The following is a 23,753-nucleotide window of genomic DNA, read 5'->3' on the forward strand; positions in this document are numbered from 1 at the left end:
CTAACAAAATTGCCCCTATCTTTGTGCAAAAAGTCACATGGACCAGTTAATTAACGTCATAGAAGATGCTTGGGAAGATCGTTCCCAATTACAGAATAAAGTCACCCAAACCGCCATTAGAGAAGTAGTGGACATGCTCGATCGTGGTACTATACGCGTTGCAGAACCTACCGAAAATGAATGGAAAGTCAATGAGTGGGTAAAAAAAGCTGTTGTTCTATACTTCCCCATCCAGAAAATGGAAACCATCGAGTGTGGGCCTTTGGAATTCCATGATAAAATTCCACTCAAGAAAGATTATGCTACTAAGGGTATACGCGTCGTTCCTCACGCTGTAGCACGGCACGGTGCTTACATTTCAAGCGGTGTGATCATGATGCCTAGTTACGTTAACATAGGCGCCTATGTAGATGAGGGAACTATGGTTGACACCTGGGCTACTGTAGGTAGCTGCGCACAGATAGGCAAGAATGTTCATTTAAGTGGTGGTGTAGGAATAGGTGGCGTGCTAGAACCTCTTCAAGCTGCGCCTGTGATTATTGAAGATAATGCCTTTATAGGTTCGCGATGCATCGTGGTAGAAGGTGTACGAGTGGAGAAGGAAGCTGTTCTGGGCGCTAACGTAGTCCTTACTTCCAGCACAAAGATCATAGATGTAACTGGCGATGAGCCCAAAGAGTACAAAGGTCGCATACCTGCCAGAAGTGTCGTAATTCCAGGCTCCATGCCCAAGAAATTTGCAGCTGGGACTTATAATGTACCATGCGCCCTTATCATAGGCACGCGTAAAGAAAGTACCAATAAGAAAACATCGCTCAACGATGCGCTGAGGGAATACGATGTGGCCGTATAGTGAGGGTATTACTAATTCAATATCAAATGCTGGGCGATGTGCTTACCAGTACCATAATTGCCCAGCAACTTAAAATTACCTTTCCTGAATCTGAGGTACATTACCTATTATCTTCAAGAACAGAAGCCGTGGTTAAAAACTATCCTGCTATAGATCAATTTATTAAGGTGACAAAACAGGAATTTAACAGTTTGCCTGCGGTGTTCTCGCTTTCGCGAAAGCGTAATCTTTATGAATGATGTACGAAATTTAAACCTAGTTCAGTCCTATGCACTGCGGCTATAAAGCATTTAGATATAATAAGAGGGAATCTAAAGCCTAAAGATCAGGTGATGTATTTAAGAGTTTTTTTGTTTTCTGATCCCGTAAGGTGTATAATCTGAATTTTCTTTGCGGGTAGATTTTCTTATCGCCTTATTTTTATTTATCGATTCTTCATTTTTGTATCCACGGGCATGGTCAAGATGTAAACAAATTGCGCTATAACGTATTTGCTTCGACTTCAATCCTTTGTTAAATAATCGTTCACCTAGTTCTCTATCCTGACCACCATATTGCATGCGCTCATCAAAACCATTTACGGCTTTCAAATCATTGAGCCAGCCGCTGCTGTTGTGTCCATTCCAGCTGGCATTTGTAGGAGTGAGATTCTCCATTACTTTTGCGGTTACAAATCCAGAAGTAAGCTTTTGGTTTTTGTAAGAGGCGGGTAAACCTTTAGCTTTGAGCCATTCCAAATCAAAGCATCGCTGCGTAAGAATGTCATCTTTTGTTATCGCCTTTGAGATGTCAAGAGGGAGTTTGTAATATCCTCCTGAGAGAAAAAATCCAGGCTCTCTCCTCTCGTAATGAATTTGAAGAAAATCTTCACGTGCGATACAATCACCATCACTCATAACCACATAATCCGAATTACAAGCGAGGATCGCTTTATTGAGAATGCGGCTTTTTTGGAACCCATCATCTTCATGCCATACATGTATTATAGGTCGTGTGCTTGACTTCTGAAAATTTTTGATGAAGTTCTTTGTTTCTTCTCCAGAGCCATCGTCAGCAATGATGATTTCAAAATCCCTAAAGATTTGCTGCTCATAGCTCCATAAGGTTTTCTCAAGCCATTCAACAGAGTTATAAGTACTTATGATTACTGAAATCGTAGGGTTTTCTGTCATCGAAGAATTAAATGTATGATTTACGACAAATTTAAGTATAACTATTTGTAATATATCGCAAGGTTTTATTTTTGCGCCCCATGCCTTTAAGCATTTTTCATGTCTAAACTAGCTTTATCTGCCATTATTCCAGCTTATAATGAAGCGCATAACATTGTAGATGTGTTGAAGTCAGTTGACTTTTGCGATGAGATCATTCTGGTGGATAGTAACAGTACAGACAATACTGTCGAGCTAGCAAAACCCCATATTACGAAATTACTCACGAGAGAATATGAGCATAGCGCCTCGCAAAAGAACTGGGCTATTCCCCAAGCAAAACATGAGTGGATACTCCTCGTAGATGCTGACGAGCGCGTGACCCCTGCACTTAAAGAAGAGATTTTTAAAATCTTTCCTACACTGGATGAAAGTGAACATGTAGGATACTGGATGGGCAGGCGCAACTTTTTTATGGGGAAACAAGTACGCTATAGCGGCTGGAAAAATGACAAGGTGATCAGGCTGTTCATGAAAAGTAAGTGCAGGTATGTAGATAAACATGTACACTCTGAAATTAAAGCTGATGGTAGCGTAGGATGGCTTGAAAACAAATTGTTACATTATAAGTATGTAAGTATAGACCATCATGTGATTAAATTACAACGCTATGCAGACCTGCAAGCTCGAGACTTTGATAAAAAGGTGGGTAAGATTACGGCGTTTCATGTAGTATTGAAACCATTTTGGGGGTTTTTCAAACACTACGTGCTACAAAAAGGCTTCCTAGACGGTTTTGTGGGATTCACTATTGCCTACTTGCGCAGCTACGGTATTTTTATGAGATATGTCAAATTATGGTTATACCGTCGTAATTTAAATTGAACTATTGATTTTGATTGTTTTTTACCTTAATGCGATTAAAATTATTTTATATTAACTTTTGCTTTAAAGGCCTATAAATTCAAACCCTTGAAAGTCCTAATCATACAGAATAAAAGAATAGGTGATGTTTTACTTACTTCTGTACTAGCTGAAAATATTAAAAAAAATTATCCGGACAGTATCGTTCATTTTTTCTGTTATGACTATACTGTTCCAGTCATCAGATACAATATTTTCATAGATCAAATAATTTCGGTAGATGCACAATCACTTAAAAAGATTCCAGTCTTACTTAAGTATTGTAGAAAGGTGAAAAGAGAGAATTATGATTTGATTTTAGACCCATATGCTAAATTCCAGAGCAAGTTGATGTGTTATTTATCTGGTGCAACTAAAACTGCTGGTTTCATTAGAAAAGTGAAGAAAACCTCTTTTCAACCCTACACGATTAAGGTTCCTTATAAATCCAGTTCAACAATGGATTGCGGAAAAACGCTCGATGATCGAGTCAGTCTTTGCGATGCAGCTTTACCTTTAAAAACCAAGATTTATCAACCGAAGATCTATCTTGAAGAATTAGAGCAGCCTCAGAATAAAACAGAAACAAAACCTATTATAATCATTGGTGTTTTAGGTAGTACGCCCAGCAAGTCACTACCTAAAGAAACAATGGCTGATATCATTAACCGAACTATCAAAAGCTTCCCGGACCATCAGATCGTTTTCAACTACGCACCTCATCAAAAGCAAGAAGCAGCTGAAATCTATGACCTTATCGAGAATAAAAAGGCAGTCAATGAGGATGCCTACGAACCAGATTTAGATAAATTCCTTCATCTTCTAAAAGAAGCTGACGTATTAGTATCTAATGAGGGTGGTGCTGTTCACATGGCTAAAGCTCTAGAGGTTCCCACTTTTACCATCTTCTCACCCTTTATAGATAAGGCCACATGGAATAGCTTTGAAAATTTACCGATTCATACCTCTATACACCTTAGGGATCAGCGGCCTGATCTTTATCAAAATGTAGACAGGAAATCTATGAAGAAGATAGAAAGTGAGCCTATTCATTATTACCGTCAATTAGATGCAAATATGATCTGGCACAAACTAGGCCCGTACTTAAATCTAATTTTAAAACAAGATTGAGTTTATGCCCAAACTCGCTGTAATTATACCGACTCTCAACGAAGAGAGCTACATACTGGAAGCGCTAGAGTCGGTTGAGTTTGCTGATGAGATCATCTTAATCGATTCATTTAGTTCAGATCGCACGGTAGAATTAGCAGAACCCTTTGTCACAAAGGTAATTCAAAGAAAATTTGATAATTTTTCTGATCAAAAAAATGCTGCACTAGATCAGACTCAAGCAGACTGGGTCTTTTTTCTAGATGCTGATGAGCGCGTTACCCCTGAGCTCAAAAAATCCATTCTCAAGGCTATAGAATCTGAAGAGCACAATGGTTACAAGGTAGAGTTTGTTCACCATTACATGGATCGTTTTCTCTACCATCATACGGACAAAACTATACGTCTCATACGAAATACAGGATATAGATTTGAAGGTGAAGTTCACGAGCACTTTGTTATTGAAGGGCAAACTCCTCTCTTAAAAGGTTTTATCAACCATTATACCTACAAAGGCTTTGATTCCTATCTACAAAAAAAAATGCTTTATGGTAATTTTCAGGCACAACAAGTCCTGCGCAAAAAGAAGTCCAACAATCTTTTTTTATGTTTAGTCAAACCAAATTTCAGATTTATTAAAAGTGTCATTTTTAAGAATGGTTATAAAGACGGTTTCCCAGCTATCGTGGTAGGTCAAATTAATGGTTATGGAGTCTTTCAGCGATTGATCAAATCACGTATTCTACAAGAAAAATCGCCTATCGAGACTTATAAAGATTTGGTTGAATTCAACTCATTTCTGGATTCCTATCATCAAGATTGTCGCAAACGCGCATTAAATAATCATGTATCAAAGACAAAGGGAGGTTTTGCCCTAAAACTTTCCAGCATGGCTGTTTTCTTTAAACAATATTTCTTAAAACTTAAAATACTTAAAGGTGCAGAAGGCCTTGTAGAAGCTTATTTAGCAGGAAACGCTATTTTTATATATGGTGTTTATCAGTGGCTAGAAAGTAAAAATCTCAAATGAGCCAGTATTAAATCTTAGGTTTCTTTCCTATTAGGATTTTGAAGCGATTTTTCCACCTTCTCTTTCTGTAAAAAGATTTTTGGAATTGGTCCACATGACTCATAATTTGCTCTACGGTCTCTTCTGGATCCCAGCCCATAATACGAGCATATTCTCTCCCCATAATCTCGTGCATGGATCGATAGGGTGTTAATCGATAAAAGTTTTTGATACGGTCTTCCTTAGTCAGAGTGAAGAATTTCATCCGGTTCAGATCTACTAAATAAAAATAGTAATTATCCCCTACTTTTTTTATGAGCGTATTTCCCGGCGAGTGGTCTTCAAAATAAATTCCTGCTTCGTGCATGCCATGCATAAAATGCGTGAATTCTTTCAAAATTTTCACCCTGTTCTCCATTCCCTCATCATGAATAATCTCTCTGAATGTGAAATCATGGTCCTGATAGCGGCTTATATAAAAACTTTGTCCCAGTAAACCATTAGAATAATTTTCTATAAAAGCTATGGGTTCTGGAGTACCTATCCCTTGCTCCATGAGGTAGCTTGCATTTTCAAAAGATCGTTTTGCCTTTGATTTTCTTATAGTCCTGTAAACGATCGAATTGAGTAAATGAGGCGTTCTAAATCGTTTGATGTTTATGACATCATCTTGTACCTGAAAGTTTTTGACCGTATTGCGTTGTTCATGAATTACAGAACCCTTCTCTTCAAAGGAAAGAATAGAATTTTCAATGAGTTCTTTTTTGTCCTGCCAATTGGGGCTTAAAACAAAGAGGCGGTCTTTCGACATTCTTATTATTGCTAGAAGTTCAAAAATACAAGAACTTTAGGTACCGATTCAATAATTCTCACCCGGTCATCAAGACTTGATCCTTAAACAGTGTGATGTTTTTATGATTTTTCGCTTTCGCGAAAGCGAGATAAAATAAATACAACTTATCCATTAACGATCTTATCTTCCATTAAATATTGAATAAAGTCAAATCTCAGGTACATCATTGATTTTAAGCGCTTAGCTATAAGTATTTTGCAACTCCATTTTCTATCCAGCTTATGTTTTCATTGCGGGTTTTTTCTTCTAGTCTTATGTTTGCTTCAACACCGCTTTTATCTTGTTCTTTATGCCACAGGTGAAAAACAATGGCTGCAAATTTCAATCGCTTTCCAGAGACTCCACTATTGAGCATTCTTAAAATCAATTCTGAATCTTCCTTGCCCCAGCCTTCAATATCCTCGTTATAACCATTTACATTCAAAAAATCTTTTCTCCAATAACTCAAATTACACCCACGTATTTTTTTAGATAAAAACTGTTCTGCCTTATTCATGGTGGATAGTACTGGGAGATGAAGCGCTCTCATTCGCTTTTTGATTCCCTGACTAAACACATTGAGATTGTATTGTTGGCTTTCTAAAATCTTATCAGCGAGTTCCTTCTGAATGTTTACGCGGCTACCGTGGAGATAAGTATTTGCAGCACTATGTCTTAAATGGTCATCAACAAAACTATGGTGCAGAATGCAGTCGCCATCACTTTGAATGATGTAGTCTGCATCACATTGGGCAATAGCTTTATTCAAAATAGCAGATCTTCTGAAACCTCTATCTTCATGCCATACATGCTTTACATTCAAGTCAGATTTAGACTTAAATTGCTCAATCACCTCTAGAGTTTCCTTGCCAGAGCCATCATCTGCAATAATTACTTGATCAGGTAGCTTAGTAAGCCTTTCTATACTTTTAAGTTGAATGCTCAGAGCCTCAGGCCAGTTATAGGTAGTCACTACGAGTGCAGATGTCATTGAAATTATTTTAAAAGCATAAAAGTAGTACCTTGCTCATTAAATTTAGAGAAAAGAGGGTTTTATGACGAGTAGATTTCAGATCGGATTTATTTATCTTGAAGAAACCCATCATCTTTATCACTTTCTGAGCGTTGCAGTAGCTCTGTCTAAAAATCATGATAGCCATATTATTACCCATGAGTATGAGAATGGTCTTATAGATAAACTTCTTGAGCTTTATCCCGATCATGCTGTAAAAATCCATTACTGGAAAACTAAGGCTTTCAGACGCTTCACAGACCTTCTTAAATCTAGGAAGTTGCCCAGAAAAGGATTCTGGTATAAAAAGAATGCATCAAAATTGCTGAATAACTATGACGCTCTAGTGTTTTCTGATTATCACCATCATGTTCTTAAAAAGCTAAGGAAGGGAGACAAACCTTACCTTATAAAGATATCTCATGGTATTCTAGGTAGAAATTATGCTGTAAAAAAAGATCTACTTGATTTTGATTTTCATGTATTCATCGGAGAAAACATGAATGCGAGATTGAAAAGTGAAGGTTTTGAAGTGAATCATACCGTTGCAGGTCTAGCAAAATTAGATGTAGTCACAAAGTTGAGCCATGAACACATTTTCAAAAATGGCAAGAAAACCGTGATCTATACTCCGCATTTTTCGCAACCTCACAGCAGCTGGCACCTTTATGGATTAAAAATACTGGATTTTTTTGCGAGTCAAAGCGAGTACAATCTCATTTTTGCTCCCCATGTGAATCTCTTCAATAAAGTTGGTTCAGAAACGGAGACTAGTTTTACGAACAATTACACAAAGTTTGAGAACATTCATATCGATCTGGGAAGTAGGAAAAGTGTTGAGATGGCGTATATCAATGAGGCAGACATTTATTTGGGTGACGCTTCCAGCCAGGTTTTAGAATTCATTCTTAAGCCTAGACCGTGTATATTTTTTGATGCACAGGGACTAGATTACCCATTAGAGGAATTTGAATTTTGGAAATTAGGACAAATTATAAAATCTGTTGAAGATCTAGAAAAAGCACTGAACGAGGCCGAAGAAGACTTCAAGCCTAAAAAAGAATTACAAAACCTAACAAATTCTAGCAATGTCTTTACCGAACCCACTACGACCGTATCTGAACGTTATGCTATAGCTATTGAGAAGTTTCTAGTTTCTAGAAAAACCCAAGATGCTTTATAGGATTCGTTTGCAAGTGAAGAAGGATTTCTATTTTTACACGCTCAAATTTTACCGCGATGAAAAACAGCGATAGACACAAAAACCGCCGGGACCAGGTGCGCGGTAGAAAACCTAAAAATCTAGAGCCTAAAATTGAACTTCCTCTGGAAGATATCAATAATGCCGTTAGTGCTCTTAAAAAAGGTGGAACTTTAATCTATCCTACGGATACAATATATGGACTGGGTTGCGATGCCTACAACTATGAGGCGGTAGAAAAAATATATGCCCTTAAAGAAAGAGACAAATCAAAATCGTTGATTGTCTTAGTGGACAGCTTTAATATGCTGGAATCCATTATCGATGACATTCCAGATATGGCTTGGGAAGTTTTGAAAGTGAATAAAAAGCCACTTACAATTATCTATGATAAACCTAAAAACGTAGCCGAAAACGTGGTGGCAGGCGATGGCTCTCTCGCAGTACGAGTCACTAACGATCCTCTGTGCCGCAGCATGATTAGAAAGTTGAAGCGACCCCTGGTTTCTACGAGTGCCAATTTGAGTGGAGACTCCTCACCTATTGAGTTTTCAGATATATCTCAAGAACTAATCGATCGAGTAGATCATGTGCTTAACCTACCGCTGGTTCACAAGACCATCAAAGCGAGCACGATCATGAAAATTTCAAACAATGGTGTTTTCAAGATTATACGTAAGTAATGGATCAAAATCTTAAATTTCCTCAAGCCCTAGCGCTGCCTATTTTTCAAACCATCTCAGAAGCTGCTGACAGCCTTGAGCTGAACTCTTATGTCATAGGCGGATTTGTGCGTGATTTTTTCCTCCAGCGTGGTAATGTAGAAGATATTGATGTGGTTGCCGTAGGGAGTGGTATTGAACTTGCAAAAAAAGTCAGCCGTCTACTGGACACTAATTCTAAAGTGACCATCTTCAAAAATTATGGTACTGCCATGATAAAGCACGGCGATACAGAACTTGAATTTGTAGGCGCTCGCAAAGAAAGTTATAATGAGAATAGCCGCAATCCTCAAGTCGAGGAAGGCACTTTGAAGGACGATCAAGAACGCAGGGACTTTACCATAAACGCACTTGCGCTTTGCTTAAATGAGTCGAGATTTGGTGAGCTTCTGGATCCTTTTGGCGGTATACAAGATCTGGAAGATAAAATAATACGCACTCCACTTGATCCAGATGTTACTTTCAGTGACGATCCGCTTAGGATGTTGCGCGCCATAAGGTTTGCTACCCAACTGGATTTCAAGATTGATCAAAACACTTACGACGGCATCAAGAACAATGCATCGCGAGTTGATATCTTATCACGTGAGCGTATCGTGGCAGAGCTCCACAAGATCATGTTGAGTGAAAAACCCAGTAAGGGTTTCATTTTATTAGAGAAAACAGGTCTCTTAAAAAGATTCTTACCAGAACTTACTGCCCTTAAAGGGATTGATGAGATTGAAGGAGAAACACATAAAGATAATTTTTACCACACCCTAGAGGTAGTTGATAATATCTCCAGAAATACGGATGATTTATGGTTGCGCTGGGCTGCTTTGCTGCACGACATAGGTAAAGCACCCACAAAAAAATTCCAAAAAGGTACGGGTTGGACCTTTCACGGTCATGAGTTCAAGGGTTCAAAAATGGTTTTTCACTTGTTCAAGCGGTTGAAGATGCCCCTCAACGATAAGATGAAATATGTTCAGTTACTGGTAAGAATGTCGTCTCGTCCCATAGCAGTAATCGATGAGTCGGCTACTGACAGTGCGGTAAGAAGGCTTATTCATGATGCAGGTGAACACCTAGACGATTTGATGACCCTTTGCGAGGCAGATATCACTACAAAAAATCCGAAGCGTTTCAAGAAATACCTCAACAACTTTAAAAAAGTCCGTAGAAAGGTTGAAGAGGTAGAAGAACGAGATCACGTGCGTAATTTTCAACCGCCGGTAACTGGTAAAGAAATTATGAAGACCTTTAACTTGAAGCCTTGCCGCGAGATAGGAATGATCAAATCTTACATCAAAGAATCTATTCTAGATGGAGTAATCCCAAACGAGCACGACGCCGCAAGGTTACTCATGATTGAAAAAGGTAAGGAATTAGGTCTTGAACCGAAGCACTGATTCCCTACTGGAACTATAAAATCTTTAACGATTTTGTAAAATTTCTAAAGTAACTTTAAGCCAAATTTTGTGGTTATGAGAAAGGTGATCTGTTTACTTTTAGTTATTGTTTCGAGTACTATTTCAATTGCCCAAAGCCTTCAAACTACCACAACTGATTTTCTCAGTGAGTGCAGGATCGACTTTCAGCCCAGCACGACTACCCTGGATCTGGAACTGCTGACCAAGCAATTTTTAAGTAATTGCTCGACTAATTTTGAGGTGGACAAAGTTGTCGAAACATCAAAGTTTGATCAAAAATTATTGAAATACAATCCGCAGGCTTATGCGTTTGACTTCAGGCCCACGATTCAGAATGTTTTTGACACTCCCACTTTTCAACTAGGTAATTACAATGAGTTTGAACAACAGTTTAGATTTTCAAATCCCGCCTTTTTCGAAGCAAATAACAATACTGTTTTGAGCTCTGGTTATCAATCCTTTATCTGTCCCACGGGAGGCATCAATTTCTAATAATTCAGTCTTAGCATCAATTTCAGGTGATGACTTATTATGTAGAAAATTGACCTCTTGATCTTTTCATAAATCGGTTATAATTAAAGGTGTTACGCTTTCGCGAAAGCGAGATCAAATCCTATCTTTATCCCTAAAACAGGCGCATGAACAAACAAGAGATCATCGATCGATTTATCAGTTACATTTCAATAGATACCGAAAGTGATCCAGCCAGCTCCACAACTCCAAGTACGGAAAAGCAATGGGATCTAGCCAATAAACTTTTTCAGGAACTCAAGAATATGGGAATGAGCGATGTATCCATAGATGATAATGCTTACATCATGGCTACATTACCATCAAATGTAGATCATCAAGTGCCTGTTATAGGTTTTATTTCGCATTTTGACACCACTCCTGATTACACGGGTAAAGACATCAAACCGCAGATTATAGAAAATTATGATGGTGGAGACATACCTCTAAAAGGATCAGATCTGGTGCTCTCTCCAGATTACTTTGAAGATCTCAAAAATTATGTGGGACAGACCCTGATCACCACTGATGGTACAACGCTACTCGCAGCAGATGATAAAGCTGGCATTACAGAGATCATGACGGCCATGAAATATCTGATCGATCATCCCGAGATCAAGCACGGAACGATCAAAGTGGGCTTCACTCCCGACGAGGAAATAGGTCGTGGAGCTCATAAGTTTGATGTAGAGAAATTTGGCGCAGACTGGGCCTATACCATGGACGGCAGCCAGATAGGTGAGCTGGAATATGAAAACTTTAATGCTGCGGGAGCCATGGTTACTTTTTACGGTAAAATCGTGCATCCTGGATATGCCAAAGGCAAGATGATCAACAGCATGTACGTGGCTCAAGAATTTATAGATTCACTCCCGCGACTGGAAACCCCAGAACATACTGAGCGTTATCAAGGCTTCTTCCATCTATATGAAATGCAGGGAAGTGTTGAGAAAAGTGTTTTAAAGTACATCATACGCGATCATGACAAGGAACATTTTGAGGCACGCAAGGAAGCGATGCAGCGCATGGTTGCTGATCTTAATGAGCAATATGATCGACAGGCTGTAACTATTGACATAGAAGATCAATATTTCAATATGAAAGAAAAGGTGGAGCCAGTAATGCACATCGTGGATCTTGCAGAAAAAGCGATGCAACAAGTAGGAATCACGCCTATTATCAAACCCATAAGAGGAGGAACAGACGGTTCACAGCTGAGTTATATGGGACTGCCTTGCCCGAACATTTTTGCAGGTGGTCATAATTTTCATGGACCTTATGAATATGTTCCAGTGGAAAGTATGATGAAAGCAACGGAGGTTATCGTTAAGATCGCTGAGCTTGCGGCTGTAGAACAATAGAACTTTTACGAAGCTGCTTAGAGTACTATTTTAGCTTTAATTCTTGAATAAAATATTCGGTCGCCTTCTGGCGGCCGATTTTGTTTACGTGTATAACATCGTAAAATAATTCTTCTTGATTCAACAGTATTCCTGAATGGTTAATTACTTTGAAGTTTGATTCATTATCACCAATCACAATCTCTCGATCTGCATAGGGAGCGATGTAAATGATCAATTCCATGTTTTGCTCTTGACATATCTTTTGAATGGCATCAAGAATAGGATTTGAAAATCTAGCTGAAACGGTTTCAATTTTTTCCTGCTTTTTGATGCTTCTATTCGTAGGGTAGGAATAGTTGCCGAACCCATCAAATTTATTGCGCTTTTTAGGCTGTGCCACTGCCATCAATGATGGAGCAATAAGTTCTAGGTTATAATAAGAATAACTGAGCATGGGCAGGTATCCAGATCTTGAAAGGGGCTTTACAGTTCCTTCCTCGTAACTCTCATAATGAGTGCGCACATAATCTTTATAACCATAAGCTGCAAAACGGTAATCATTATTTCCTAAAGTAGAATCGATTTTTATGAAGTTTGATTGATCAAGGGTTAGAACGACCTTTTTAGAACGAAACCCTGAAGCAGCAAAATGCTTAAGCATCAAAAGATGACTTTTGAGGTCGGTATCATCCATTGAAATATTCAATCCAGAGGTGTTCAACTCTTCATCAATTTGCTGGGAATCAAGGGTCGTTAATCCCCTACTCGAACCTAAAATCACATAATCAAAAACTTGCCCTTCCTGAAAATTTGAGGTTAGGAAGTAGGGCTTGTAAAATGAAGAGTTGCGTAACGAGAACATTAAACCAAAACAAATGAGATTGCTTATAAGAATTAAGGCAACCAAATAAATACCACACTTTATTAAAAATTTCTTCATCAGAACTGGAAATATATAAAGCTAGCGTGATCTTTAAATGCGCCTAGAAAACAAATGGCTAAAGCAACTAGAAGTAGATATCTAGGCTTGATACGAACTTCACGAAGATTTTTCTTATTGAAATAAAATTCTACTGCCATCATGCAAAGAATTGCAGTAAAAGAAATTACAGAAAGTAGTATAAGCCTACCGGTAGAAGTGAAATAGCTTGAAGAACCAGCTGGATCAAATATCATTGTGATATAAGACCATGCATCAGTAATGGATGGACTCCTGAAAAAGATCCACGCAAAACAAACGAAGGTAAATATGGCCAGCCAGCTTGCGAACCCAGATAAGTTTTTAAATGTTCTACTCGCTTGATGACTAATTTCTTTTGATTTTCTTGTAACAAACATTGGTATGTAAAGTAATCCGTGAATGAAGCCCCATGCGATAAAAGTCCAGTTAGCGCCATGCCAGAAACCACTTACCACAAAAACGATAAAAATATTACGTAAGGCAGCCATTTGAGAGCCTCTGCTACCTCCTAATGGAATGTACAAGTAATCTCGGAACCAGGTGGATAAAGAAATATGCCATCGTTTCCAGAATTCGCTAATCCCTTTTGATAAATATGGAAATCTAAAGTTAGTCATTAAATCAAATCCAAATAGCCTTCCCGTACCTATCGCTATATCAGAATAACCACTGAAATCACCGTAAATCTGAAAAGCAAATAACAACATTCCAACAATTAAACTTGCTGAAGTCTGGCTTTCATAATCAGAAAAAATACCGTTGACCAACACTGCAGCATTATCGGCAATTACCATTTTTTTGAAAAATCCCCAAACAATTAGCTGAACTCCTGAAACTGCCCTTTTATAATCAAATTGTCTTTTGGTCAGAAATTGAGGCAGCAAATGTGAAGCTCTTTCAATAGGTCCAGCGACCAATTGCGGGAAAAAACTAACAAATGTGAAAAATGCGAGAACATTCTTGGTAGGTTCTAATTGCCTCCTGTAGATATCTATAGTATAACTTAACGTCTGAAAAGTATAAAAGCTTATCCCTACTGGAAGGATAATAGCTAGGCGATCTGGATTGATCTCAGAACCAAATAGAGTAAAAGCTTCAACAAAACTGTCTATGAAGAAATTGTAGTACTTGAAAAAACCTAGAAATCCTAGATTGACAATAAGACTTACAAACAGTAAAATCTTTCTTTTTACTAGAATCTTTTCTTTGTGGATGAGTAACCCCAGTGTATAGTCCACTAAAGAACTGAATATGATTAAAGAAAGAAATCTCCAGTCCCACCAACCGTAAAACACGTAGCTGGCTAGAAGCAATAGTGTGTTTTGAAAACTAATGTGTGACTTTGAAAGCAACCAGAATGCAGCAAATACAACTGGAAGAAAAACCGCAAATTCAATGGAATTGAATAACATTCAAATAAATTGAAAAGCAAATATAGTATGGAATGACACTTAAATTGCCGCTGAAGCTCTGAGTAGAGTCTTTTCTTGTTTAGGAGATTTTAATTTTAGAGACCATTTGAAACTAAAACGACTCACCTCTTCTCCTACTTGATTGCGACCTATACTGTCGACCCATATGACTTGAGGTTCTTCAGTCTCCATCATTGTTTTGATAGCTTGTTTTATTGCAAGTCCTTGACAGCATGAAAACTTGATCTTACCCGTTGCCTTTTTACTAAAAGCAGACTTATTTTCTACTACTAGCATGGATAATCTTATATCATACCGCTGAACGTAATACATAATCAACGCACCCGTTGTCAACTCGGCAGCCATGGATTGGACTGCAAAGTATAAACTTTTAAAAGGATTTTTATTAAACCAGTTGTGCGTCACTTGGACTTCACATTTTTCACCATATATATTGGTACACCTTACACCACTCCACCAGGCACTGGGTAGATTTAGAAAGGTAAATGCGTTGACTTTTCTGGGAGTGAGTTTACTCAAAATTAAAATTGGGGTAACGTCTCTGCAATATAATAGCCAATTACAAATGCATAGACAAAACTCTATGGATCAGATCAAATTTTCGATTAAATGCAAATTATAGTACTTTGTATTGCATAATACCTTTTTTTAGATATATATTTGCAATAGAAATTACTGTTATGAAAAATAATGACCTCAAAAATCATCGGCACATTGCCACGTTTGTACACTTACTGTCATTTGGAAAATGGATCTTCCCTTTAGGCAATTTTGTTTTACCCATTATCTTATGGACTGTAAACTCTAAGAAATCAGAATTTATAGACTTTAATGGTAAAGAAGTTATCAATTTTCAATTGAGTATTACGCTTTACACCGTAATCCTAGCCCTAGTAGGTGGTGGTGTCATTATGGGAACCATGATTTCTGGTGGCCCTTTATTTTGGGAAAGCCTGGATGACGGCACTTTTCTATTCAGCGAGGATGCCGGAATTTTTTCTACCATTATGGCCAGCGGATTGATTTGTGGAACCGCCATTTTGATCTTAACTATCCTCGATGTCGTTTGCACCATTAAGGCGGCTGTTCATGCAAATGAAGGAAAAGAATACTACTACCCTATCACTATTAGATTCATAAGTCATGATGATATCGCACCCGCTAGTGATGAATCAGATTCTTACTATAAAGAAGAATCAACTAAAAATGAAAGCATATGAAAATTGAAAACACCAAAGCCCAAATGAGAAAGGGCGTTCTGGAATATTGCATACTTTCTATACTCGATAATGATGATGCATATGTAGCCGAAATTCTGGACACCCTAAAGGATGCTAAAATGCTCGTAGTAGAAGGTACTATTTACCCATTGCTCACGAGACTTAAAAATGCTGGTTTGCTGAATTATCGCTGGGAAGAGAGTACCAGTGGACCTCCTAGGAAATATTATGGACTGACAGAAACGGGCAGGGTTTTTCTGAAAGAACTTACCCGGACCTGGGCAGATCTTAAAAACGCAGTAAATATTGTTACCACTCCAAAAAACGCACAGTCATGAACAAGACCATTAATATTAATTTAGCAGGGCTGTTCTTCCACATAGATGAAGATGCCTACAATAGACTACAGAAATATCTAGCCTCGGTAAAAAAATCCTTTTCAGGAACTCAGGGTGCCGATGAAATTATGAGGGATATAGAATCTCGTGTTGCTGAACTCTTTCTAGAAAAAAGAAAGAATGAGCAGCAAGTAATCAGCATCCAGCACGTAGAAGAAGTGATTGAAATCATGGGACAACCTGAAGATTATGAAGTGGATGAAGATATCTTTGAAGAGCAGCCTAGAGCACGCCGTAATAGAGGTCAATTTCAAGGCAAGCAACTCTTCCGGGATACCGCAAATGGTTATGTAGGAGGTGTCTGTGCAGGTCTGGGACACTATATTAATCTAGATGCAATATGGGTGAGACTCATTTGGGTATTTCTTTTTATCTCTAGCGTAGGCTGGTTAATACCCATCTATATCCTTTTATGGATTTTAGTCCCAGATGCCGTAACTAAGATTGAACGCCTCAAAATGATGGGTAAAGAGGTAAATATCTCTAATTTAGGAAATACTTCAGAGGGAAATTTTGATCAGGTGGCTGACGAGCAGACCAGCGCCAGTCACCACATTGTAGGTCAAAAGGGAAAAAGAGGCTCAGTCAGATTCTTTGGATTGCTGGGAAGGTTCTTCAAGAATATTTTCAAGATACTTTTTAAAATCATTGGGCTTTTAGTTTTCTTGGCTAGCACGATAGGTTTGATATCCATCATAGTGAGCTTATTCACTGTAGCGTTTATTGATGTGGATGGGCAGAACCTGATCCATTTCTTTGACATTGTAATCCCATGGGAAAACGTAACCTGGCTATTGTTTCTTGCGATTATTCTTGCTACGTGCATTCCACTTTTGGTTTTGGCAATTTTAGGCTTGAAAATGCTGGTGCGAAATATGAAATCCATTGGTACACCAGCTAAAATCATTCTTGTGATTTTGTGGGTAGCCAGTATTATTTTCTTAAGTATAACTATAGGTCGAGTTGCTGCTAATCAGGCTTTTGAAGCAAAGATTCCAGATGTTGAGCGATTTGAGGTTGATGAGAATCTATTTGAACTGAATTTGCAATCCCTTGAGGAATTGGATAACGCAGTATACGTGAATTCTCACAATTTCGACATGGTAGAATATAATGGTACCATCGCTTTGAGAAACCGTAATCTTAGAGTAGCGCTCGCCAGTACAAAAGACAGCGTAGCCAGAGTAGTCTTGACTCACAGCGCGAGAGGAGGCTCCTATGAGAAGGCAAAAGAAAACGCCTCACAGCTAGTTTATGAATATAATGTGGAACAAAATAGGTTTACCGCTCCTGAATATGTGATCATACCTAAGGGTTACGGGTTCTTCCAGCAAGAAACACAAGTAGTTATTTATTTGCCCGAAGGAACGACTTTCAAGCTCAATCGCAAATTTTATGATAGGTATAGAAGCTGGTTAAACGACGATACGATTAGAATACCTCATGGCTGGGACCACCACTATATAATGGAAAAGAATGAAGCAATCTGTTTGGATTGTGAGGACATTGAAGAACCTTCCAAAGCCCAAGATCCTATTGATGAAGTATTGCAGGAAGAAGCTGATTCCATCCAGAATGACTTTAATGAAAATCAATGGAAATACGAAGAAGAAAATTGAGTAGGATTAAAATTTGAGTTGTTTTAATCTTGAAGCCGTTTCTGTTGAGGGGAACGGCTTCTTTTATTTCTGGATAGCTTGTGCTGTTTACGCTTTCGCGAAAGCGAGAACTAAATTGTCATCACCTTTTTAAACTACTTGTTAAACCATTCAACAAATTATATGTTTTCTTTATACCCTCAATAAGGTAAGATGCTCTATTTTTCCTAAAAATCTAATTCCATGAAGAAATTTATATTTCATACTCTAGCAGTACTTTTACTTACCTCTTGCGGCTCAACAGCTCAGGACATGAAAGTAAAAGGTAATAGAGAACCTACTACAGAAATCACCATTGTTAAACCATTCAACACACTTGAAGTAGATGATGATTTTAAAGTAAAACTTGTTCCGGGATCACAGCCGGAGGTAGAATTGATCACTGATTCCAATCTACACGAGCACATTGAATTCAATTCTATTGGGAGTAAACTCACCATCAACTCCACTGCGAGAATTCGTTCCAAGCGTAAAATGGAATTTAGGATCACTTACAGTCCTGACCTGCATACGATCATAGTCAAGGATGACGCAGAAGTTTCTACCGTAACAAAAGGAAATTTCCCTATTCTCGATCTACAAGTACAAGACAAGGCTAGTGCTTACATCACCGCAACGGTGCAACAGTTGAAACTTCATACTACTGGTGATTCAAAGTCAGAATTGAATCTGACCGGTAATAAAGCAAATATTCAAATAACAGACAATGCAGATGTCAAAGCATTGATCACTTACCAACAGGCTAATCTATTTTTGAGGGATCGTGTGGATGCTCGCATCGAGGGTGATGTAGATCGAGGCAAAATCACGATAACTGACAAGGCATTTATCGAAGCTAAGAACCTAGTATATGAGGAGCTTACCGTGGTAGCTGGAAACAATTCTAAGGCTGAAGTTAATGCTAAGAAGACTCTAACTATAGAAGCAGACAAAGATGCCGATATATCCGTTTTCAACAAGCCAGATATCATCTTGACCAAATTTGAAGGAGAAGCTGTTTTGAGAAAGAAATAAAGTATTTTCTTACAAATCAAAATCCCGCTAGTTGCAAAAACTTCTAGTGGGATTTTTTTTGTCAAACTAAACCACCCTGCACTCAAGTGCAGGGGTTTTTGACACAGGACTGAAAGTCCTTGCTCTGACTACTCCAATATGAAGTTGGAATTATCGTTGTCATTCTCCTTGCGGTGGTGTTCCAGATAGTTGTTGACCATTTCATCCGTTATGTTGCCACTGCTCCATGCTCCGTAGCCGGTTGCCCAAAAGTGGTTCCCCCAATAACGCTTCTTCAATTTTGGAAACTCCTGTTGCAGCTTCCGTGATGACCGACCCTTAAGGTTTTTTACTAAAATACTGATTGGCAACTTTGGCGGGTACTCAACATGCATATGGACGTGATCTGAGCTGACCACACCCTTCAGTATCGCTACACTTTCAGATTCACAGATCTGTATCAAGAGAGCACGACAGCGAATCTTGATGTCGCCCTCCAAAACCTTATACCTATATTTCGTTGACCATACTATATGACAGGTGAGACGAGTTACAGTATGCGAGCCTTTTCTCTGTGCTGATCCCATAATGACCAATGTATAGATTTTTTCGCATAACTAAAGTACTGCAATGAAATTGCAGGGTTTTATACCCTGTCCTGAGACCAATAAAACTAAGATTATTCAACGTAATAATCACCAGCAGTCATTTCCTCAACCACTCCTATGTCAGCTAGGTAACGTTCTGCATCCAGGGCTGCCATGCAACCTGTCCCAGCAGCGGTAATCGCCTGTCTATAGATTTTATCTTGTACGTCGCCACTAGCAAAAACTCCTGGAATATTCGTCTTGGTAGAACCAGATTCGGTGTGGATATAACCATCACCTCCCATATCGATCTGTCCTTTGAATATATCTGTGTTGGGTTTATGACCTATCGCGATGAATAGTCCAGTAATTTCAATTTCAGTTGTATCGCCAGTCTCGTTATTTACAATGCGTAAACCTTCAACAACTTGGTCGCCCAAAACTTCATCAACCTCACTATTGTACATCACTTTAATATTCTCGAGGCTGTTGACTCTGTGCTGCATAGCCTTTGAAGCTCTCATATAATCTTTACGCACGAGCATCGTAACACTCTTACAGATTTTTGCGAGGTAGGAAGCTTCTTCAGCAGCGGTATCACCGGCTCCTACAATAGCTACATCTTGATTCTTATAAAAGAAACCATCACAAACGGCACAAGCACTCACTCCTCCACCTCTAAGGCGCTGCTCACTAGGCAGACCCAGATATTTTGCTGATGCACCCGTTGAGATAATCACGGTATTAGCCTCGATCTTGGTTTTTCCATCGACCGTGGCTTTGTGAATACCACCTTTTTCTTTGGCAAACTCCACTTCAGTAATCATCCCTATACGCACATCAGTACCGAAACGTTCTGCCTGCTTCTGCAGATCTTGCATCATTCTAGGACCATCGATACCTTCTGGATAACCTGGGAAGTTATCGACCTCGGTAGTTGTGGTTAACTGGCCTCCGGGCTCCATACCTGTATATACTACAGGCTTCATATCTGCGCGGGCAGCATAGATGGCAGCGGTATAACCTGCTGGTCCACTACCTATTATTAAACACTTGATTCTTTCTATCTGTTCAGACATATTACTATGTTTTGTTCTTTATTTCTATTGCGTTAATATCTCGCTTTCGCGAAAGCGATAACTAATAATGTAAAGTTAGTCAGCAGTTCTGTAAGCCAGCCGAATTTTAGATCACAATTTATTATTTACTTATTAAACAATCACATGAGCGCACGATACTTTTGAAAAGTGCAACGTATTTACCTTAATCCGATTACTAAGGAGAAAGCAACCATCTTGAGAACATCTCAAGAAACAAATGGTGCTTATACTCTAATCGAAGTTGAACTTCAACCTGGTGGTGGCAATCCCATACATTATCACAAACACTTCACCGAGCATTTTTTCCCAAAACAGGGAGAACTAGGCGTTCATTTTAAAGGTCGAGAGCTTTTGTTGAATCCCGGCGAAGATTTTAAGGTCCCAATCGTTGACCTTCACCGATTCTACAACCCGACCGATCATGCCATTATTTTTCAGGCAAGATTAGAACCCGGTCAGCCTGGATTTGAGAAATTCATGGCAGTGCTGTTTGGTCTCGTAAGCGATGGTAAAACTTTTACTTCAAATCAAATCCCATATAATCCGCTCTATGCGGCGCTGCTATTAAAGTGGGGCGACACCCACGTGGATAGCCTTGCATTCAAAACTCTGAGCCCACTGATCAATCTGGCAGTCGTTATTGCTAAATGGCTGGATATTGATAAAGCACTAGAAAAACGATATGTAAGAGATTGAAGGTTTTAACGCTTCCACTTCGACTCCGCTCAGGGACCGCGCGAAAGCGAAATGATCAACCTTCACTTGAATCAAAATCTTGGAGTTTGAAGTTTGGAATTTGGAATTTGAAATTTGGAATTCTAAACAAACGATCGAATCCATGTAAAACCGAAACTGCAAATCAAAACCAACGCACGCAATTGAAATTCACATAGCACTAACACAATCTACAACTGCTCCCTCTATCGCTTGCATCTACCTTAACAATATCGTAACATTACGGTCAACTTTAAAAGTCCATGAAAAGCCAAAACATCAACAACGAAGACGAGAAAATTATTGAGAACAATAAACTAAGCATAGGCGAAGCTCTTATTCCTGTAATCGCATTAGTTGGGATGCTGGCTTTCAATGTATTGGGTGTGTATGGCGATGATGCTTTGAGTGGTTCTAATCAATTTGTTCTTCTACTAGGAGCGGCTGTGGCTGGAATTGTAGGCTATTTCAATAAAGTCAGCTATAAAACCATGGTAGAGGAAGTGTCTCAAAATATAAAATCTACAACGGGTGCGATTTTGATCCTTTTAATGGTAGGGGCGCTTGCAGGAACCTGGCTAGTAAGCGGTATCATTCCCACTATGATTTATTATGGATTGGATATTCTGAATCCCACTATCTTCTTGGCAGCTTGCGTCATCATTTGTGCGGTAATATCAGTTGCTACAGGAAGCAGCTGGACGACTAGTGCGACCGTAGGTATTGCCCTTATAGGTATCGCCGGAGCGTTAGGCATTGATGCTGGAATGACGGCTGGTGCCGTATTGAGTGGTTCTTATTTTGGCGATAAACTCAGTCCTATGAGTGATACTACTAATCTTGCACCAGCAATGGCAGGAACTGATTTGTTCACCCATATAAAGTACATGAGCTACACCACGGTCCCGACCATTGTTGTAACTCTTATCGTGTTTGTCATTATAGGTTTTGTTTCTGGAGGGGAAGGTGTCGCCGACGTAACTCAATATCAAGAGGCGATTGATGGGACATTTAATACCAGCCCCCTACTTTTTGTAGTTCCTATTTTAGTAATAGCGATGATCATTAAAAAAGTTTCGCCGCTTATCGCTTTGCTCTTGGGAACTTTACTAGCTGGAATCGCGGCCTTGATTTTTCAACCCGACTTGGTTCTTGCCGTAAGTGGACTTGAGGAGTGGAACGGAGTATCAGCTTACAAGGGAATCATGAATGCCATCACGGTGGACGTAGCCATCGACCCAGTCACAGAAAATACAGCGATTGCCGAAAAACTAGGTGGCCTTTTTGAATCTGGCGGTATGGAAGGAATGCTAGGCACGATCTGGTTGATTATATGTGCTATGGTTTTTGGTGGCGTGATGGATGCGATAGGCGCATTGGCAGCGATCAGTCGAGCACTGTTGAACATCTTTCATTCGGTTTTTGGGTTGTTTACCAGTACCGTGATCAGCTGTCTGGCTATCAATGTGACGGCAAGTGATCAGTATTTAGCGCTTGTAGTTCCTGGTAAAATGTACGCAGATGCCTACCGCAAGAAAGGTCTCGCTCCAGAAAACCTTTCCCGTACGCTAGAGGATTCAGGTACCGTAACTTCTGTTTTGATACCTTGGAACACCTGTGGGGCTTATCAAAGTACAACTCTAGGAGTTTCAGTTGCTGATTATGCCTTGTTTGCGATCTTCAACTGGCTCTCTCCTTTTATGACCTTGGTTTTTGCGGCCTTTAATATCAAGATTAGACAATTGAAGGATAAGTATTCAGGAAAAACTGAGGTTGTGGCTTAACCACAATGCCACGTTGCCGGTGAGAATATTTGTGCAATTTTGATCACTGAGCCAGGCAATCACTTAAATTGATTGATGTTTCATTTTTCAATAATCAAAACTTATAGTTGCATCTAAATAGATCATTGAGATTGTTCCGCTTTCGCGAAAGCGAGACTTATTTTTGTGGCATAATTAAAAACGATATAACATGGCTATAGTAGGAAGACAATTTCCAAATCTAGATGTAGATGCAATGAATGAAATGGGAGATACATTCAAGTTGAATGTTCTCGAAGAAGCAAAAAACAAGAATAAGAAAGTGCTTCTTTTTTGGTATCCAAAAGATTTCACATTTGTATGCCCAACTGAATTACATGCGTTCCAAGATGCTCTAGAGGAATTTGAAAAAAGAAACGTGATGGTGATAGGTGCTTCATGTGACACTCCAGAAGTTCACTTTGCATGGTTGAATACCCCAAAGGACGATGGAGGAATTGAAGGCGTAACCTACCCTATTCTTGCAGATACTAACCGTAATCTAGCTGGAACCCTAGATATTCTGGATGTTGAAGTTGAGTACAACGATGAGCTTGAGGACCATATCCTTACTGGTGATAATGTAACTTTCCGTGCGACTTATTTGATCGATGAAGAAGGAACGGTTTTCCATGAAGGAATCAACCACATGCCAGTAGGTAGAAATGTGAACGAGTTTCTACGCATGATCGACGCTTATACTCACGTACAGAAAAACGGTGAGGTTTGTCCCGCAAACTGGGAAGAAGGGAAGGATGCGATGAAGGCAGACCGTAAAGCAACGGCTGAGTACCTATCTAAAAACTAAGAGTAATTAACACTCCTATTA

General features: G+C 39.1%; 25 protein-coding genes. 17 read left to right on the forward strand and 8 right to left on the reverse strand.

Going from position 1 to position 23,753, the window contains the following annotated elements; translation table 11 throughout:
* The first annotated feature begins 37 nt into the window (after window positions 1–37).
* Both BST97_RS06325 and BST97_RS06330 read left to right on the forward strand, forming a co-directional pair.
* Window positions 38–853, forward strand: coding sequence for a 2,3,4,5-tetrahydropyridine-2,6-dicarboxylate N-succinyltransferase (locus BST97_RS06325; protein ID WP_085766443.1), 816 nt, complete (start codon window positions 38–40; stop codon window positions 851–853).
* A complete protein-coding gene (locus BST97_RS06330) occupies window positions 853–1,092 on the forward strand; it encodes a glycosyltransferase family 9 protein (protein WP_157111504.1) in 240 nt (79 codons plus the stop codon). Before BST97_RS06325 ends, BST97_RS06330 begins: the two co-directional genes overlap by 1 nt.
* A gap of 99 nt (window positions 1,093–1,191) precedes the next feature.
* Here the strand turns inward: BST97_RS06330 and BST97_RS06335 are convergent, their stop codons facing one another.
* Entirely contained in the window at window positions 1,192–2,025 is an 834-nt protein-coding gene (locus BST97_RS06335; RefSeq protein WP_085766445.1) for a glycosyltransferase family 2 protein, read from the reverse strand.
* Window positions 2,026–2,124: 99 nt separating this feature from the next.
* On the opposite strand from BST97_RS06335, the gene BST97_RS06340 reads away from it, so the two are divergent.
* The 3 genes from BST97_RS06340 to BST97_RS06350 all read left to right on the forward strand — a co-directional run bounded on the left by BST97_RS06340 (window position 2,125) and on the right by BST97_RS06350 (window position 5,047).
* Window positions 2,125–2,889: a glycosyltransferase family 2 protein gene (locus BST97_RS06340; RefSeq protein WP_085766446.1), complete on the forward strand. Its 765-nt coding sequence runs from the start codon at window positions 2,125–2,127 to the stop codon at window positions 2,887–2,889.
* An 87-nt stretch (window positions 2,890–2,976) separates the two neighbouring features.
* Window positions 2,977–4,038 carry a glycosyltransferase family 9 protein gene (locus tag BST97_RS06345; RefSeq protein WP_169711539.1) on the forward strand — a complete coding sequence of 354 codons (1,062 nt, stop codon included), beginning with the start codon at window positions 2,977–2,979 and terminating at the stop codon, window positions 4,036–4,038.
* Between the two features lie 4 nt (window positions 4,039–4,042).
* A complete protein-coding gene (locus BST97_RS06350) occupies window positions 4,043–5,047 on the forward strand; it encodes a glycosyltransferase family 2 protein (RefSeq protein WP_085766448.1) in 1,005 nt (334 codons plus the stop codon).
* A 7-nt stretch (window positions 5,048–5,054) separates the two neighbouring features.
* On the opposite strand, the gene BST97_RS06355 is transcribed toward BST97_RS06350, so the two are convergent.
* Entirely contained in the window at window positions 5,055–5,837 is a 783-nt protein-coding gene (locus BST97_RS06355) for a lipopolysaccharide kinase InaA family protein (protein ID WP_085766449.1), read from the reverse strand.
* 226 nt (window positions 5,838–6,063) lie between these two features.
* The gene (locus tag BST97_RS06360; protein WP_085766450.1) at window positions 6,064–6,849 is read right to left on the reverse strand and encodes a glycosyltransferase family 2 protein; all 786 of its coding nucleotides are present in this window, start codon (window positions 6,847–6,849) and stop codon (window positions 6,064–6,066) included.
* 64 nt (window positions 6,850–6,913) lie between these two features.
* Between BST97_RS06360 and BST97_RS06365 the strand changes: the two genes are divergently transcribed.
* From BST97_RS06365 to pepT, 5 genes are all read left to right on the forward strand, one after another.
* Window positions 6,914–8,053, forward strand: a complete 1,140-nt coding sequence (locus tag BST97_RS06365; RefSeq protein ID WP_085766451.1) for a hypothetical protein — start codon at window positions 6,914–6,916, stop codon at window positions 8,051–8,053.
* Window positions 8,054–8,109: 56 nt separating this feature from the next.
* Complete coding sequence (locus BST97_RS06370) at window positions 8,110–8,754, forward strand: L-threonylcarbamoyladenylate synthase (RefSeq protein ID WP_085766452.1); 645 nt, start codon at window positions 8,110–8,112, stop codon at window positions 8,752–8,754.
* Window positions 8,754–10,184, forward strand: a complete 1,431-nt coding sequence (locus tag BST97_RS06375) for a CCA tRNA nucleotidyltransferase (protein ID WP_085766453.1) — start codon at window positions 8,754–8,756, stop codon at window positions 10,182–10,184. Before BST97_RS06370 ends, BST97_RS06375 begins: the two co-directional genes overlap by 1 nt.
* Window positions 10,185–10,259: 75 nt before the next feature.
* Window positions 10,260–10,697: a hypothetical protein gene (locus BST97_RS06380; RefSeq protein ID WP_085766454.1), complete on the forward strand. Its 438-nt coding sequence runs from the start codon at window positions 10,260–10,262 to the stop codon at window positions 10,695–10,697.
* Window positions 10,698–10,843: 146 nt separating this feature from the next.
* Complete coding sequence (gene pepT / locus BST97_RS06385; RefSeq protein WP_085766455.1) at window positions 10,844–12,076, forward strand: peptidase T; 1,233 nt, start codon at window positions 10,844–10,846, stop codon at window positions 12,074–12,076.
* 25 nt (window positions 12,077–12,101) lie between these two features.
* On the opposite strand, the gene BST97_RS06390 is transcribed toward pepT, so the two are convergent.
* From BST97_RS06390 to BST97_RS06400, 3 genes are read right to left on the reverse strand one after another with little or no spacing between them, the layout of a single operon-like run.
* Window positions 12,102–12,998: a hypothetical protein gene (locus tag BST97_RS06390; protein WP_085766456.1), complete on the reverse strand. Its 897-nt coding sequence runs from the start codon at window positions 12,996–12,998 to the stop codon at window positions 12,102–12,104.
* Window positions 12,998–14,431: an MBOAT family O-acyltransferase gene (locus BST97_RS06395; RefSeq protein ID WP_085766457.1), complete on the reverse strand. Its 1,434-nt coding sequence runs from the start codon at window positions 14,429–14,431 to the stop codon at window positions 12,998–13,000. The genes BST97_RS06390 and BST97_RS06395 overlap by 1 nt, the downstream gene beginning before the upstream one ends.
* Window positions 14,432–14,470: 39 nt before the next feature.
* Window positions 14,471–14,971, reverse strand: a complete 501-nt coding sequence (locus BST97_RS06400) for a DUF4442 domain-containing protein (RefSeq protein WP_085766458.1) — start codon at window positions 14,969–14,971, stop codon at window positions 14,471–14,473.
* A 161-nt stretch (window positions 14,972–15,132) separates the two neighbouring features.
* Between BST97_RS06400 and BST97_RS06405 the strand changes: the two genes are divergently transcribed.
* From BST97_RS06405 to BST97_RS06420, 4 genes are all read left to right on the forward strand, one after another.
* Window positions 15,133–15,672, forward strand: coding sequence for a DUF4870 domain-containing protein (locus BST97_RS06405; protein ID WP_085766459.1), 540 nt, complete (start codon window positions 15,133–15,135; stop codon window positions 15,670–15,672).
* Window positions 15,669–16,010 (forward strand): PadR family transcriptional regulator, encoded by a 342-nt coding sequence (locus tag BST97_RS06410; RefSeq protein WP_085766460.1) that lies wholly within the window; start codon window positions 15,669–15,671, stop codon window positions 16,008–16,010. Before BST97_RS06405 ends, BST97_RS06410 begins: the two co-directional genes overlap by 4 nt.
* Window positions 16,007–17,689 (forward strand): PspC domain-containing protein, encoded by a 1,683-nt coding sequence (locus BST97_RS06415; protein ID WP_085766461.1) that lies wholly within the window; start codon window positions 16,007–16,009, stop codon window positions 17,687–17,689. Before BST97_RS06410 ends, BST97_RS06415 begins: the two co-directional genes overlap by 4 nt.
* 222 nt (window positions 17,690–17,911) lie before the next feature.
* Complete coding sequence (locus tag BST97_RS06420) at window positions 17,912–18,742, forward strand: GIN domain-containing protein (protein ID WP_085766462.1); 831 nt, start codon at window positions 17,912–17,914, stop codon at window positions 18,740–18,742.
* Between the two features lie 128 nt (window positions 18,743–18,870).
* Here the strand turns inward: BST97_RS06420 and tnpA are convergent, their stop codons facing one another.
* Together tnpA and trxB are read right to left on the reverse strand one after the other, a co-directional pair.
* A complete protein-coding gene (gene tnpA, locus BST97_RS06425) occupies window positions 18,871–19,308 on the reverse strand; it encodes an IS200/IS605 family transposase (protein ID WP_085765753.1) in 438 nt (145 codons plus the stop codon).
* 92 nt (window positions 19,309–19,400) lie between these two features.
* Complete coding sequence (gene trxB / locus BST97_RS06430) at window positions 19,401–20,387, reverse strand: thioredoxin-disulfide reductase (RefSeq protein ID WP_085766463.1); 987 nt, start codon at window positions 20,385–20,387, stop codon at window positions 19,401–19,403.
* 168 nt (window positions 20,388–20,555) lie between these two features.
* On the opposite strand from trxB, the gene BST97_RS06435 reads away from it, so the two are divergent.
* The 3 genes from BST97_RS06435 to BST97_RS06445 all read left to right on the forward strand — a co-directional run bounded on the left by BST97_RS06435 (window position 20,556) and on the right by BST97_RS06445 (window position 23,732).
* Window positions 20,556–21,104 (forward strand): cupin domain-containing protein, encoded by a 549-nt coding sequence (locus BST97_RS06435; protein ID WP_085766464.1) that lies wholly within the window; start codon window positions 20,556–20,558, stop codon window positions 21,102–21,104.
* A gap of 281 nt (window positions 21,105–21,385) precedes the next feature.
* Window positions 21,386–22,906, forward strand: coding sequence for a Na+/H+ antiporter NhaC (gene nhaC / locus BST97_RS06440; RefSeq protein WP_085766465.1), 1,521 nt, complete (start codon window positions 21,386–21,388; stop codon window positions 22,904–22,906).
* Window positions 22,907–23,096: 190 nt separating this feature from the next.
* Window positions 23,097–23,732 (forward strand): peroxiredoxin, encoded by a 636-nt coding sequence (locus tag BST97_RS06445; protein WP_085766466.1) that lies wholly within the window; start codon window positions 23,097–23,099, stop codon window positions 23,730–23,732.
* Window positions 23,733–23,753: the final 21 nt, after the last annotated feature.

The organism is Nonlabens spongiae (assembly GCF_002117125.1).
GTDB lineage: Bacteria > Bacteroidota > Bacteroidia > Flavobacteriales > Flavobacteriaceae > Nonlabens > Nonlabens spongiae.

Bases quoted from the DNA above. Each gene is read 5' to 3' on its own strand.
- BST97_RS06325 (WP_085766443.1), top strand. From the start codon at position 38: ATGGACCAGTTAATTAACGTCATAGAAGATGCTTGGGAAGATCGTTCC.
- BST97_RS06335 (WP_085766445.1), bottom strand. From the start codon at position 2,025: ATGACAGAAAACCCTACGATTTCAGTAATCATAAGTACTTATAACTCT.
- BST97_RS06340 (WP_085766446.1), top strand. From the start codon at position 2,125: ATGTCTAAACTAGCTTTATCTGCCATTATTCCAGCTTATAATGAAGCG.
- BST97_RS06350 (WP_085766448.1), top strand. From the start codon at position 4,043: ATGCCCAAACTCGCTGTAATTATACCGACTCTCAACGAAGAGAGCTAC.
- BST97_RS06355 (WP_085766449.1), bottom strand. From the start codon at position 5,837: ATGTCGAAAGACCGCCTCTTTGTTTTAAGCCCCAATTGGCAGGACAAA.
- BST97_RS06360 (WP_085766450.1), bottom strand. From the start codon at position 6,849: ATGACATCTGCACTCGTAGTGACTACCTATAACTGGCCTGAGGCTCTG.
- BST97_RS06365 (WP_085766451.1), top strand. From the start codon at position 6,914: ATGACGAGTAGATTTCAGATCGGATTTATTTATCTTGAAGAAACCCAT.
- BST97_RS06370 (WP_085766452.1), top strand. From the start codon at position 8,110: ATGAAAAACAGCGATAGACACAAAAACCGCCGGGACCAGGTGCGCGGT.
- BST97_RS06375 (WP_085766453.1), top strand. From the start codon at position 8,754: ATGGATCAAAATCTTAAATTTCCTCAAGCCCTAGCGCTGCCTATTTTT.
- BST97_RS06380 (WP_085766454.1), top strand. From the start codon at position 10,260: ATGAGAAAGGTGATCTGTTTACTTTTAGTTATTGTTTCGAGTACTATT.
- pepT (WP_085766455.1), top strand. From the start codon at position 10,844: ATGAACAAACAAGAGATCATCGATCGATTTATCAGTTACATTTCAATA.
- BST97_RS06390 (WP_085766456.1), bottom strand. From the start codon at position 12,998: ATGAAGAAATTTTTAATAAAGTGTGGTATTTATTTGGTTGCCTTAATT.
- BST97_RS06395 (WP_085766457.1), bottom strand. From the start codon at position 14,431: ATGTTATTCAATTCCATTGAATTTGCGGTTTTTCTTCCAGTTGTATTT.
- BST97_RS06405 (WP_085766459.1), top strand. From the start codon at position 15,133: ATGAAAAATAATGACCTCAAAAATCATCGGCACATTGCCACGTTTGTA.
- BST97_RS06410 (WP_085766460.1), top strand. From the start codon at position 15,669: ATGAAAATTGAAAACACCAAAGCCCAAATGAGAAAGGGCGTTCTGGAA.
- BST97_RS06415 (WP_085766461.1), top strand. From the start codon at position 16,007: ATGAACAAGACCATTAATATTAATTTAGCAGGGCTGTTCTTCCACATA.
- BST97_RS06420 (WP_085766462.1), top strand. From the start codon at position 17,912: ATGAAGAAATTTATATTTCATACTCTAGCAGTACTTTTACTTACCTCT.
- tnpA (WP_085765753.1), bottom strand. From the start codon at position 19,308: ATGGGATCAGCACAGAGAAAAGGCTCGCATACTGTAACTCGTCTCACC.
- trxB (WP_085766463.1), bottom strand. From the start codon at position 20,387: ATGTCTGAACAGATAGAAAGAATCAAGTGTTTAATAATAGGTAGTGGA.
- nhaC (WP_085766465.1), top strand. From the start codon at position 21,386: ATGAAAAGCCAAAACATCAACAACGAAGACGAGAAAATTATTGAGAAC.
- BST97_RS06445 (WP_085766466.1), top strand. From the start codon at position 23,097: ATGGCTATAGTAGGAAGACAATTTCCAAATCTAGATGTAGATGCAATG.